This is a genomic window from Arthrobacter sp. CAN_A214 (genome assembly GCF_015751955.1).
In the GTDB taxonomy this organism is placed as follows: Bacteria; Actinomycetota; Actinomycetes; order Actinomycetales; family Micrococcaceae; genus Arthrobacter_D.
Map to the genome: position 1 here is coordinate 219,059 of NZ_JADOUU010000005.1, position 12,435 is coordinate 231,493.

10 protein-coding genes and 1 pseudogene are annotated in these 12,435 nt (G+C 65.3%); 9 read left to right on the top strand and 2 right to left on the bottom strand.

Annotated elements, in window-relative coordinates:
* Positions 1-3: 3 nt before the first annotated feature.
* From IWX65_RS07235 to IWX65_RS07260, 6 genes are all read left to right on the top strand, one after another.
* Positions 4-1,476, top strand: coding sequence for a fumarylacetoacetate hydrolase family protein (locus IWX65_RS07235; RefSeq protein ID WP_196881738.1), 1,473 nt, complete (start codon positions 4-6; stop codon positions 1,474-1,476).
* A gap of 114 nt (positions 1,477-1,590) precedes the next feature.
* Positions 1,591-3,138, top strand: a complete 1,548-nt coding sequence (hpaE, locus tag IWX65_RS07240) for a 5-carboxymethyl-2-hydroxymuconate semialdehyde dehydrogenase (RefSeq protein ID WP_442859172.1) — start codon at positions 1,591-1,593, stop codon at positions 3,136-3,138.
* 34 nt (positions 3,139-3,172) lie between these two features.
* Positions 3,173-4,258 carry a 3,4-dihydroxyphenylacetate 2,3-dioxygenase gene (hpaD, locus tag IWX65_RS07245; RefSeq protein WP_196881739.1) on the top strand — a complete coding sequence of 362 codons (1,086 nt, stop codon included), beginning with the start codon at positions 3,173-3,175 and terminating at the stop codon, positions 4,256-4,258.
* 2 nt (positions 4,259-4,260) lie between these two features.
* Positions 4,261-5,046 (top strand): 2-oxo-hept-4-ene-1,7-dioate hydratase, encoded by a 786-nt coding sequence (gene hpaH, locus IWX65_RS07250; protein ID WP_196881740.1) that lies wholly within the window; start codon positions 4,261-4,263, stop codon positions 5,044-5,046.
* Positions 5,031-5,849 carry an HpcH/HpaI aldolase family protein gene (locus tag IWX65_RS07255; RefSeq protein WP_196881741.1) on the top strand — a complete coding sequence of 273 codons (819 nt, stop codon included), beginning with the start codon at positions 5,031-5,033 and terminating at the stop codon, positions 5,847-5,849. Before hpaH ends, IWX65_RS07255 begins: the two co-directional genes overlap by 16 nt.
* Before the next feature lie 148 nt (positions 5,850-5,997).
* Entirely contained in the window at positions 5,998-7,668 is a 1,671-nt protein-coding gene (locus IWX65_RS07260) for a thiamine pyrophosphate-binding protein (RefSeq protein WP_334683716.1), read from the top strand.
* A 41-nt stretch (positions 7,669-7,709) separates the two neighbouring features.
* Here the strand turns inward: IWX65_RS07260 and IWX65_RS07265 are convergent, their stop codons facing one another.
* Complete coding sequence (locus IWX65_RS07265) at positions 7,710-8,654, bottom strand: EamA family transporter (RefSeq protein ID WP_196881743.1); 945 nt, start codon at positions 8,652-8,654, stop codon at positions 7,710-7,712.
* Positions 8,655-8,880: 226 nt separating this feature from the next.
* The gene (locus tag IWX65_RS07270; protein ID WP_196881744.1) at positions 8,881-9,594 is read right to left on the bottom strand and encodes a class I SAM-dependent methyltransferase; all 714 of its coding nucleotides are present in this window, start codon (positions 9,592-9,594) and stop codon (positions 8,881-8,883) included.
* Positions 9,595-9,779: 185 nt separating this feature from the next.
* Here IWX65_RS07270 and IWX65_RS07275 point away from each other — a divergent pair, with 185 nt between their 5' ends.
* The 3 genes and pseudogenes from IWX65_RS07275 to IWX65_RS17740 all read left to right on the top strand — a co-directional run.
* Positions 9,780-10,556: a type 1 glutamine amidotransferase domain-containing protein gene (locus tag IWX65_RS07275; protein WP_196881745.1), complete on the top strand. Its 777-nt coding sequence runs from the start codon at positions 9,780-9,782 to the stop codon at positions 10,554-10,556.
* 438 nt (positions 10,557-10,994) lie between these two features.
* Entirely contained in the window at positions 10,995-11,951 is a 957-nt protein-coding gene (locus tag IWX65_RS07280; RefSeq protein WP_196881746.1) for a manganese catalase family protein, read from the top strand.
* Between the two features lie 335 nt (positions 11,952-12,286).
* Positions 12,287-12,435 (top strand): annotated as a pseudogene (locus IWX65_RS17740) (pyridoxal phosphate-dependent aminotransferase); the annotation flags it as partial.

Here is a 12,435-nt window from a genome sequence, read left to right on the forward strand (position 1 = left end):
GCTTTGAAGCAGGTCAATGATGACACCCTGGCGGCAGCCCGCAAGGTGATCGCCGTCCACATCAACTACCCCAGCCGTGCCGCCCAGCGTGGACGCACCCCGGCCCAGCCCTCCTACTTCCTGAAACCTTCCTCCTCACTGTCGCGGAGCGGGTCCATCGTGGAACGGCCCGCCGGCTGCGAGTTGCTCGGCTATGAGGGCGAGATCGCCCTCATCATCGGCGAGCGCACCCGCCGCGTCAGCATCGAGGACGCCTGGAGCCGCGTGGAATGGGTCACCGCGAGCAATGACCTCGGAGTCTACGATCTCCGTTATGCGGACAAGGGCTCCAACCTCCGCTCCAAGGGCGGGGACGGCTTCACCCCGGTAGGTCCGGCGCTCATCCCGGCACATGCCGTCGACCCCGCCGGACTGCGCATCCGCACCCGGCACAACAGCGAGGTGGTCCAGGACGACACCACTGAAGACCTGCTCTTCCCCTTCACGCGCCTGGTGGCTGACCTTTCGCAGCTGCTCACCCTCGACAAGGGGGACATCATCCTCACCGGCACGCCGGCCGGGGCGTCGGTCGCCCAACCCGGCGACGTTATCGAGGTGGAAGTCAGCGGGGCCGAATTCACCACCGGGCGGCTGATCACCAGGGTGGTGGAAGGGTCGACGCCGTTCACGGATTTCGGTGCCCGACCCCGGGCCGACGACGCGCAGCGGGAGGAGGCCTACGGGTCACGCGAGGCCGCCGGCCTGCCAGAAATGCCTCCCGCACAGCCTCCCGCGCTGAGCGCCGAGCTGAAGGCAAAGCTCGAAAGCGTGTGTACGGCAACGCTTTCCTCCCAGCTGCGCAAACGAGGCCTCAACAACGTCAGCATCGACGGCCTCACCGCCACCCGGCCGGAAAAGCGGGTCGTCGGCCTGGCCCGCACCCTGCGCTTCGTCCCCAACCGGGAGGATCTCTTCAAGACCCACGGCGGAGGCTTCAACGCGCAGAAGCGGGCCATCGATTCGGTCAATGAAGGCGAGATCCTGGTGATGGAAGCCCGCGGCGAGAAGGGCACCGGAACCATCGGCGACATTCTCGCCCTGCGTGCCCAGGTCCGTGGCGCGTCCGCCATCATCACCGACGGCGGTGTCCGGGACTTCTCCGCCGTGGCGGCCATGGAGCTGCCCACCTACTACGCCAACCCGCACCCCGCCGTTCTGGGGCGCCGGCACATCCCCTGGGATACCGACATCACCATCGCGTGCGGCGGCGCGACCGTGCAGCCCGGGGACATCATCGTGGCCGACGCCGACGGCATCCTGGTGATCCCGCCCGCGCTGGCCGGGGAAGTGGCGGACGAGTCCATCGCCCAGGAACGCGAGGAAACGTTCATCACGGAGATGGTGGAACAGGGCAACAGCGTGGACGGCCTGTACCCGTTGAACACCGAGTGGCGGGGAAAGTACCAGGAATGGGAAGCGCGCAGGGCCGATGAGTGAAGCAGCCGGGGTGGACGAGCTCGAAGCTCCGGCCCGCCCCGCCGCGCGACCCTCGACCCCTACCCGGCCCAGGCCGCAATCGACCGTTCGATCCGACAGCACGAAGGAAAGCCGATGATGTTCACTGCAGAGAAGACCGGAACCCAGTACGTGCCCGAAGACCTGCCCACGCACATCCAGCACTACATCAACGGTGGATTCGTGAATTCGGTGGGTGGAGAGACGTTCGATGTCCTGGACCCGGTGTCCAACACCAACTACGCCACGGCCGCCGCCGGCCAGAAGGAAGACGTCGACCTGGCGGTGGCCGCTGCGCGCGACGCGTTCCTCAACGGCCCGTGGCCGAAGATGAAGCCCCGCGAGCGTTCCCGGGTCCTGAATCGGATCGCCGACGCCGTCGAAGCGCAGGAAGAGCGCCTCGCAGAACTGGAGAGCTTCGACACCGGCCTGCCCATTACCCAGGCGAAAGGCCAGGCCCGACGCGCGGCGGAGAACTTCCGGTTCTTCGCGGACCTGATCGTGGCCCAGTTCGACGACGCCATGAAGGTCCCCGGTTCGCAGATCAACTACGTCAACCGCAAGCCGATCGGCGTCGCAGGGCTCATCACCCCGTGGAACACCCCATTCATGCTCGAGTCCTGGAAGCTCGCCCCGGCTCTGGCGACGGGCAATACGGTGGTCCTCAAACCCGCCGAATTCACTCCCCTGTCCGCATCTCTGTGGGCGAAGATCTTTTCGGAAGCCGGGTTGCCGGACGGGGTGTTCAATATGGTGAACGGCCTGGGTGAAGAGGCCGGCGACGCACTGGTCAAGCACCCCGACGTGCCGCTGATTTCCTTCACCGGCGAGACGACCACGGGCCAGACCATTTTCCGGAACGCCGCGGAGAACCTCAAGGGGCTGTCCATGGAGCTCGGCGGCAAGTCACCGTGCGTCGTGTTCGCCGACGCCGATCTGGATGCGGCCATCGATTCCGCGCTGTTCGGAGTGTTCTCGCTCAACGGCGAACGCTGCACCGCCGGCTCCCGCATCCTCGTGGAACGCGCCATCTACGACGAGTTCTGCGAGAAGTACGCCGCCCGTGCCAGGAACATCGTCGTCGGTGATCCGCACGACCCTCGGACCGAGGTCGGTGCACTGGTGCACCCCGAGCACTTCGCCAAGGTGGCCTCGTACGTGGAGATCGGCAAGTCCGAGGGCCGCCTGCTGGCGGGCGGCGGACGTCCGGAGAACCTGCCCGAAGGCAACTACATCGCCCCCACGGTGTTCGCCGACGTCGCCCCGGATGCGCGGATCTTCCAGGAGGAGATTTTCGGTCCCGTCGTGACCATCACCCCCTTCGAGAACGACGACGAAGCGCTGGCCCTGGCCAACAACACCCGCTACGGGCTGGCCGCCTACGTCTGGACGCAGAACCTGACCCGCGCGCACACGTTCTCCTCGAACGTCGAAGCCGGCATGGTGTGGCTCAACAGCCACAACGTCCGCGACCTCCGCACCCCGTTCGGCGGCGTGAAGGCCTCGGGCCTGGGCCACGAAGGCGGCTACCGGTCCATCGACTTCTACACCGACCAGCAAGCCGTGCACATCAGCCTCGGCTCCGTCCATACGCCTCGATTTGGAAGTGTCAACGGTTCAGCTGCAGCCCAGCTCGAGGGGTAGTTTCCCCCGCCCCGCCTCGAAGAAGAGAGAACTCATGAGCAACGTCCCCAAACCTTCCGTTCCCGCGCCGGACATCGTTCGCTGCGCCTACATGGAGATCGTGGTCACCGACCTCGCCGCCTCCCGCGCGTTCTACGTCGACCTCCTGGGTCTGCACGTCACGGAAGAAGATGAAAACGCCATCTACCTGCGCTCTTTCGAGGAGTTCATCCACCACAACCTGGTGCTCCGCAAGGGACCGATCGCAGCCGTGGCAGCCTTCGCTTACCGCGTGAGGTCACCGGCCGAAGTCGATGCCGCCGAGGCCTACTATCGGGAACTGGGCTGCCGCACCCAGCGCCGTAGGGATGGCTTCACCAAAGGCATCGGCGATTCGGTCCGTGTCGAGGACCCCCTGGGCTTCCCCTACGAGTTCTTCTACGACGTCGAGCATGTGGAGCGTCTCACGCAGCGCTATGACCTCTACTCCGCCGGGGAACTGGTCCGCCTGGATCACTTCAACCAGGTGACCCCCGACGTCCCGCGGGGGCGGGCATACCTCGAGGACCTCGGCTTCCGCGTCTCGGAGGACATCCAGGATTCCGACGGCGTTTCCTACGCCGTGTGGATGCACCGCAAGCAGACGGTGCACGATACCGCCCTGACCGGCGGCAACGGTCCCCGGATGCACCACGTCGCCTTCGCCACCCACGAGAAGCACAACATCATCCAGATCTGCGACAAGATGGGCGCCCTGCGCATCTCGGACCGGATCGAACGCGGCCCCGGACGCCACGGTGTGTCCAACGCCTTCTACCTCTACATCCTGGACCCCGACAACCACCGGATCGAGATCTACACGCAGGATTACTACACCGGCGACCCGGACAACCCCACCGTCACCTGGGACGTGCACGACAACCAGCGCCGCGACTGGTGGGGCAACGCCGTCGTGCCCTCCTGGTACACCGAGGCCTCGCTCGTCCTGGACCTCGACGGGAATCCGCAGCCCGTGCACGAACGCACCGAGAACAGCGAAATGGCAGTCACAGTGGGTGCCGACGGCTTCTCCTACACCCGGAAGGACGCCGAGAGTCCCGACGGGGACCGGATCGGCTTCAAGCTCGGGGCGCAGCTGTAGCCATGATGGACGACGCAACGATCGAGGCCATCGCCGATGAACTGCTGGAGGCCGGCCGCAGCCGGGTTCCGATTCCACGCTTGACGGCCCGCTATCCGGAAATGACGGTGGAGGATTCCTACGCCGTCCAGCGGCTCTGGCGCCACCGCAACGAGGACGCCGGCCGGAAACTCGTGGGCCGGAAGATCGGCCTCACGTCCAGGGCCATGCAACAGGCCACCGGCATCACCGAACCCGACTACGGCGCCATCTTCGACGACATGGTGCTGGAGACCGGCTGCTCCGTGGCGTGGGACCAGTACAGCCATCCGCGGGTCGAAGTCGAACTGGCCTTCGTCCTCAAGAAGGACCTGACCGGCCCCGGCTGCACCATCTTCGACGTCCTCAACGCCACGGACTACGTGGTTCCGGCCCTGGAGATCCTTGACTCACGCATCGAAATGGCGGACAGGACGTTCGTGGACACCATCGCGGACAATGCAGCCATGGGCGCCATGGTGGTGGGCGGCAATCCCGTCCGCCCGGACGCCGTCGACCTCCGCTGGATCTCGGCCATCCTCTACAAGAACCAGACGGTGGAGGAGACCGGGGTGGCCGCCGGGGTCCTCGACCATCCGGCCGCCGGCGTGCACTGGCTCGCCAACAAGATCGCCGCCCACAGGGACGGCCTGAAGGCCGGCGACATCATCCTCGCCGGGTCCTTCACCCGCCCGCTCTGGGTTTCCAGGGGCGACACCATTCACGCCGACTACGGACCATTGGGAGCCATCACATGCCGGTTCGACTAAGCCCCACCTTCGCCACCGGCCTCGCTGCGGCCGACCGTCCGCTGGCGGGCATGTGGGTGTGCTCCGGCAGCCCCCTGATCGCCGAAATCTGCGCCGGATCGGGCCTGGACTGGCTGCTCATCGACGCCGAGCACAGCCCCAACGGACTCGAATCCATCCTCGCCCAGCTCCAGGCCGTGCACGGCTACCCGATCCAGGTGCTGGTCCGGCCCCCGGTGAACGATCCCGTGGTCATCAAGCAGTACCTCGACCTGGGTGTGCAGAACCTGCTGGTCCCCATGGTGAACTCGGTAGCCGACGCTGAAGCCGCCGTCGCTGCCACCCGGTATCCGCCCTCTGGTGTGCGCGGCGTAGGCTCAGCATTGGCGCGGGCTGCGCGGTGGAACCGGATTCCGGAGTACCTCGCCCGGGCCGGCGATACCATCAGCGTCACCGTCCAGATCGAATCAGGCACGGCGGTGGACGCCGTGGAGGACATCCTCGCGGTGGAGGGCGTGGACGCCATCTTCCTGGGGCCCTCGGACCTCGCCGCTTCGCTGGGGCTGCTCGGCCAGCAGGAACATCCGCAGGTGCGCACCGCCGTCGAGCACTGCCTCGCAGCAGCCCGGCGCGCCGGGAAACCGGCAGGCGTCAACGCCTTCAACCCCGCCACCGCACACCATTACCTGGCCGCCGGGGCCGCTTTCGTGCTGGTGGGTGCCGATGTAGCCCTGCTGGCGCGCGGTTCCGAAGCACTCGCCGCCGAATACATTCCGTCCCCGGAGGATCGCGCCAACGACGGCGGCGCCCACGGCAGCTATTGACCGCTCCCCGGCGACTTGTCACCCAAGCCACGGCTGTCGTACCCTCGGTCGTCAGGTGGATTCCACCAGTGCCCTCAAAAAGGGCAATATCGGACGCACTCCGTAGACACATATGGCAACCAGACCATTTGTATCTCCAGGAGTTCCCGTGGCCCCTTTCACCGTATCCTTCCGCGTCGCCCAGATCCTCGCCGACCACACGTCCGACATCTTCGGCGTCATGGGGAACGGCAATGCCTATTTCCTCGACGCAGCGGAGGCCGTCGGGATGAAGTTCACGGCGGTCCGTCATGAGGGCGGTGCCGTCCCGGCCGCCGACGCCTACTTCCGTGTCTCGGGAAGACTGGCGGCAGCCACCACCACCTACGGAGCCGGATTCACCAACGCCATCACCGGGCTGGCCGAAGCGGTCCAGGCGCAGATTCCCGTAGTCCTGGTCACCGGTGACGCGCCGGCCGCCGGAGCACGGTCCTGGGATGTCGACCAGACCGCCATCGCCGCCGCAGTCGGCGCTCCCACCTTCACCGTGACTCCCGAGAATCCTGCCGCCATCACCCGGCAGGCCGTTGCCCACGCCCTGCAGCACCGCACCGCCGTCGTCCTCGCCATTCCCTACGACGCCGCCACTACCCCGGCACCGGAGGAACAGCTCCTCCCTTACCCTTCTCCCGCGGCACCTGCACTTCCCAGTGCCCGAACTTTGGCGGCCGCCGCGTCACTGCTGACCGCAGCGAAACGGCCCCTTCTCCTGGCCGGGCGCGGAGTGCACCTCTCCGGCGCCGGCGACGAATTGCAGTTGGTGGCGGACAAACTCGGTGCCCTGACCTGCAGCACGGCCCTGGCCCGCGGCCTGTTCTCCCAGGATTCGGATCTGGGGATCGCCGGGGGATTCGGCATCGAGGAGGCCGCAGAGCTCATGGCGGAGGCCGACGTCGTCCTGGTGGTCGGGGCCCGGCTGACCCAGTTCACCATGCGCTTCGGAGAGCTCCTCGGGAAATCCGCCTCCGTTCTCCAGATCGATACCGCCGAAGTACCCACCCACCCGCGCGTGGACAGCTTCCTGCAGGGCGATGCGCTGGCAACAATGGAAGCGCTGTCCCGGCTGCTTCCCGACCATCCCCCCGCCGATAACTGGCGGGCCTCCTCCGCCCGGCGCGTAGCTGCGCTCACCCCACGGCCACTGGGCAACGGAATGGCACTCGATGGCCGGTTGGACCCGCGCAGCGTCGCGGCTGCCCTCGAGGACATCCTGCCCCGGGACCGGATCGTGGTGCAGGACGGCGGACACTTCATCGGCTGGGCCCCCATGTATTGGGACGTGGCCGGTCCACACGCGCTGCAGATGGTCGGTACCGCTTACCAGAGCATCGGTCTCGGCCTCGCGAGCGCGGTGGGAGCCGCAGTAGCTGCGCCCGCCGCCACAACGGTGCTGGTGACCGGCGATGGCGGGCTCCTGATGGCGCTGGCCGACCTCGAGTCAGTAGTGCGCACCGTCCGCAGGGGCGTGATCGTGGTGTTCAACGACGCTGCCTACGGTGCGGAGATCCACCAGTACGGCATTCAGGGCGTGACCCAGCAGCCGATGGCAATTCCCGACGTCGACTTCGCGGGGATGGCCCGTTCCCTCGGGGCCGACGGCGCGACCATCCGCACCCTGGGCGACCTCGACCAGCTCCGTACCTGGCTCCATTCCGGAGCGGACGGCGTGTTCCTGGCGGACTGCCGCGTCAGCTCGGCCGTCGTCGCTCCGTACATGGCCGAGATCGTTGCCGCGAGCGCCAAGTCGCGGGCCGCAACACGGGAGCTGACCACCGCCTGAGGCCGGTTCGTCACGATAGGGCACTGCGAGCCGCCTGACGTTCAAGCCCTCCGACTGCCCGCTGGCGGTGGAGTGACCAGAGGAGGCTGCGGAACGGGCTGTGGCTGTTGGGTGCGGTCACGGCCGCCGGTGAGCACTGCTGTGGCCACTCCTCCCAGGAGAAGCAGCCCGCCGACGATCTCCGTGACGGTCGGCTTCTCCTGCAGAACCAGCCAGGCCGTACTCATTCCGATAACCGGAACGAGCAGGGTGAAGGGGACCACGGCAGATGACGGGTATCTCGCGAGGAGGTGGTTCCAGATGCCGTAGCCGATCAGGGACGCGAAAATGGCTGTGTACAGGGCGCTGACGACAGTGGCGGGCTGAAGATCGGTGAGCGTTGCTGCGACAGCTTCCGGACCGTCGATGATGAGGGAGAGTCCAGCCAGGGGCAGTGGCACGACGGCGCCGGACCAGACCACCAGCCCCAGCCCTGATGCCGCTTTGGCTCTGCGTGCGATCACGTTGCCGGCAGCCCAGGAAAGGGCCGCTCCGAGCACGATGATCAGCGGAAGCAGCGGCGCCACGGAGCTGCGGCCCAGGGCCACGACGGCCAGACCGGCAACGCCCAGGACGACGCCGAGAATCTGGCGCCGGCTGGGGCGCTCGCCGAGGAACGCGGCAGCGAGCAGAACGGTCAGTAGTACCTGTGCCTGCAGGACGAGGGAGGCCAGGCCGGCCGGCATGCCCAGAGCCAGGGCCAGATACAGCAGCCCGAACTGTCCGGCACTCATGAAAAGTCCGACGCCGAGGATTGCCGTCCAGCTGATGTCGGGCTTCCGCACGAAGAAGATCCAGGGGAATACCACCAGGGCAAACCTCATCGCGACGAACAGCAATGGCGGAACTTCGCGGCCGTTGGCGTGAAGGCCCAGATCAATGGCGACGAAGTTGAGTCCCCACAGGACGGCGACGAGGGTGGCGAGAAGGGAATGGCGAAGACTCACGGTCCTCATTCTGGCCTAGTGCGAGCCTGAAGGACCAACACTGCTGACTGAACGCACTCCCGGCCTCGAAGGCGGTGACGCCACCGAAACCAAACGTGATGCCCAGGTCGACCCGGTCCAGGTCCACGCGAGAATCGCAGACATCGTCTCAGGCGTTCCCCTGTCGGACTGACCTCATCCAGGTTCCAGTGGACGGTTCTGGTCCTAGCGAAGTAGGGCCCGGCGCTCAGACCGCACGAAGCAGGTACTTAGCGAAGATCCCATTGTCGCTGTGCACAGCTTCCTCGATTGTGAAGCCGGCCTGGAGCATCATGGGTTCCAACAGCCAGGTGAATGTCGAGTGCTCGTCCGTCACATGCTCTTCGAGGTCTGCACGGGTCCAACCACCCTCTTCCGAAGAGTAGCCAGTCGAGCACCAGTGTTCGATGCGATCAACAGCCTCCGAGGCTGGGAAGTTGTAGACAATGTCCCACAACCGGAGGATGCCGCCCGGACGCAACATTGTTCGTACTCGGTCAAGCGCCAGTGCCTTCCAGAAGTCCGGAAGATGATGCAGCGCGTAGCGGGAGTACACCAGATCGGCGTCCGCCGCTGGCCAGTCGAAGGTGAGGTACCCGCCCTCGACTACGGCTACGCGTGCGTTGGCGGCCGCGACCTTGCGGCGAAGCTCATGGAGCATGACAGGAGATGGGTCTACAGCGATCACGTTGGCCCACTGCCGAGCGGCGAGAAGCGAGAACTGACCGGTCCCTGCCCCCAAGTCGATCACCGTGCTGTTCGGACCCGGAACGAGTCCGCGCAACCATTCGACCTCGGCCGCTGCGTCAGCGTCTTCCTTCTCGTCGTAGTGCGCTACATGCTCCTCATCGGTGTTCTCTCGGCCAAGGGACGTGCGCTCATCGAGGAACCAGGAGGGCCGGCATGAGTGCTTTTCGGTCATGCTTCACTCTACGTATCGCAATCCACAATCTCACTCGAGGTACGTAGACCGCGATGCCCGGTGGCCGATCTCCTCGACAGGCAGTGATGGCGCGGAACAAGCAGCGCTCCGCCTTGTCAGCAACAGTGAGGAAAGCCCCGAATGGGGCCGGGCGTAGGGTGGAAGCTAGACGAAAGGAACACTTCATGAAGAAAATCCTCATGGTACTGACCAGCGTTTCCGAGATCGGTGATACTGGAGAGAAGACGGGCTATAACGTAGCCGAAGCCGCACATCCCTGGAAGGTCTTCAAGGATTCCGGGCATTTCGTCGATTTCGCATCCATTCAAGGCGGCCAGCCCCCGCGTGACGAGGTGGACTCGAAAGATCCCATCCAGGTCGCCTTCACGAAGGACGAGACCACGCGCGCCGGTCTCTACAACACTGCCCGCGTCGACGTCGTTGACCCCGACCAGTACGACGCCGTCTACCTCGTCGGCGGCCACGGCACCATGTGGGACTTCCCGGAAAGTGAAGGCCTGCAAAATCTGGTGGCCAGCGTCTACAACGCCGGCGGCCTGGTGGGCGCGGTCTGCCACGGACCCGCCGGTCTGCTGAATGTGGAACTGGCCAACGGGCTTCGCCTCGTCCATGGCCGGAAGGTGGCCGCCTTCACCAACGACGAGGAGGTTGCCGCAGGAAAGGACAAAGTCATCCCGTTCTTCCTGGCGGACCGACTCGAGGAACAGGGCGCCACCCACGTCTCCGCTGATGCCTTTGAGGAAAAGGTCGTGGTCGACGACCGGCTGGTGACCGGCCAGAACCCGGCCTCAGCCGCCGGTGTGGCCAAGGAGATGGAGAAGCTCTTCGCAGAGGTCATTCACCAGGAAAAGGCCGAGGAACAGCACGAGACAGAGGCTCGTCGTGCCGAGAAGGACGCCGAGAAGAACGCCAAAAAAGCTGCCGCAGAAGCGGAGCACTAACGCCCGCAGCTCGTGTCACCAGTTCGAGGTCGTCGCCGTGCCTAGCGGCGGGCAACAAGGGTAAAAACAAGCGCCACCCCCAGCGACTCTTCCCGCGTCGCGGCACTTGCTGACCGAACCGGCCACTTCTCACTGAGGCATGTCACTCGGCGGGTAGGGACGGTGGCGGGTGGCGGCGCCGTCGCCGTCGCCGCCAGTTTTCTCTGGTTCTTCAGCCTGGGATTCGGAGCGCGGCTTCTTCGCCCATTGTTCGCGGGCAAGTCGGTCGCTTTGCTAACCCGTCCGCGCTTTCTCGATAGCGGATCCTTCGCCGGGATGGACAGGGGGCCGCCGCGGTTAGCCAAGATTGCTCCAGCCTCCATTTTTTCCTTGTGGTGTCAGGGTGAGCGGTAAAGGGTGGGTAAGGCGGTTCTTTGCCGCCCTCTACTAGGAGGTCATATGTTCTTCCACGTCCAGCAACTGATCAATGAGATCGTCCCTGACGAGCCGGATCCCGCCGCAGCGAATGCCCTGCAGGAGGGCCTGGGCGGGCAGTTCGGTGAGATGCGCACCATGATGCAGTACCTGTTCCAAAGCATGAACTTCCGCGGCGCTGCGGCGAAACCGTACCGCGACCTGATCCAGGGCATCGGGACCGAGGAGATCAGCCACGTAGAGCTGATCGGCACCACGATTTCCCGTCTCCTGGATGGTTCGCCGCGCTATCAGGGCAAGCTCGACGACCCGCTGGACACGCCGGGGGCAGGCGGGTCCATCCCACTGAATCTCGCCCTGTCCGAGGGGAACATCCACCATTACCTCGTTGGAGCGCAAGGGGCACTGCCGGTGGACTCGGCGGGCAATCCGTGGAGCGGCAGCTATGTCTACAACTCCGGGAATTTGCCCCTGGACCTCCTTTACAACCTGATGCTCGAGGCCACCGGTCGGCTGCAGAAGTGCCGCATGTACGAGATGACCGACAACAAGACGGCGCGGTCCACTATCTCGTACCTGATCGTCCGTGACCAGGCGCATGAGAACGGGTTCGCCAAGGCCCTGGAGACCCTGGGTGTGAACTGGAAGTCGCTGCTGCCCATTCCAAAGACGAACGCCGAGCAGTTCCCGGAGGTGAAAAAGCTTCTCGATCTTGGACTGCAGAGCAAGCAGTACACCTTCGACCTCAAGGGCCAGTCCGAGGCCGGGAAGATCTACCAGGGGCTCTCGCCGTCGAAGGATGGTACAAACCTTGATGCCAGCGAGCAGGCCCCCGAAGGCGTGCCCTCGGAGATCGCACCGGAGCGTCTGGAAGAGTTCGCCCCCGGACTCGACCCGGAACTGCTGGAACTGATCCAGGCCACCGCCGACATGGAAATGGCTGACATCGACGCGATGTTCGGACCAACAACCAAAAAGTAGCCGCCCGGAATCCGGACGATAGGTCCCACCTCGCACAGGGGTTGGACCTATCGTCCGTTCCAGCTGAAACCCGCGCACGATCCTCGATGGACAATGGCCACCTGTCAGCGAGGTAGCCCCCGCCGATGTTCCCAATTACCTGGCTGGCGTCACCCTCGCCGGCCGAAGCATTTGACCTGTGACCCCGTTGGCGGCCTCGCCCTGCGCGTCATCCCCGTCCACGTCATCGAGTGCTAGGAATCCCCTTCCCCAGCAACGACGGATGAGTATATTCAAGAGCACAGCACCAACAATTGTCGCCAAAATTCGAGAGCCCTATTGAGGAGTGGAACGGTATGCAGCAACTCGCGCACCGACTTGACCGTCTGGGCACTGAGACTGCCTTCAGCGTCGCCCAGGCCGCGGCTGCCTGGAAGGCGAAGGGGAACACTGTGTATCCCTTCCATCTCGGTGATATCAACATCCCGACGGCCCCCCATATCGT

Excerpts from the sequence above, each read along its gene's own strand:
- hpaE (WP_442859172.1), top strand. The coding sequence starts at position 1,591 with ATGATGTTCACTGCAGAGAAGACCGGAACCCAGTACGTGCCCGAAGAC.
- hpaD (WP_196881739.1), top strand. The coding sequence starts at position 3,173 with ATGAGCAACGTCCCCAAACCTTCCGTTCCCGCGCCGGACATCGTTCGC.
- hpaH (WP_196881740.1), top strand. The coding sequence starts at position 4,261 with ATGATGGACGACGCAACGATCGAGGCCATCGCCGATGAACTGCTGGAG.
- IWX65_RS07255 (WP_196881741.1), top strand. The coding sequence starts at position 5,031 with ATGCCGGTTCGACTAAGCCCCACCTTCGCCACCGGCCTCGCTGCGGCC.
- IWX65_RS07270 (WP_196881744.1), bottom strand. The coding sequence starts at position 9,594 with ATGACCGAAAAGCACTCATGCCGGCCCTCCTGGTTCCTCGATGAGCGC.
- IWX65_RS07275 (WP_196881745.1), top strand. The coding sequence starts at position 9,780 with ATGAAGAAAATCCTCATGGTACTGACCAGCGTTTCCGAGATCGGTGAT.
- IWX65_RS07280 (WP_196881746.1), top strand. The coding sequence starts at position 10,995 with ATGTTCTTCCACGTCCAGCAACTGATCAATGAGATCGTCCCTGACGAG.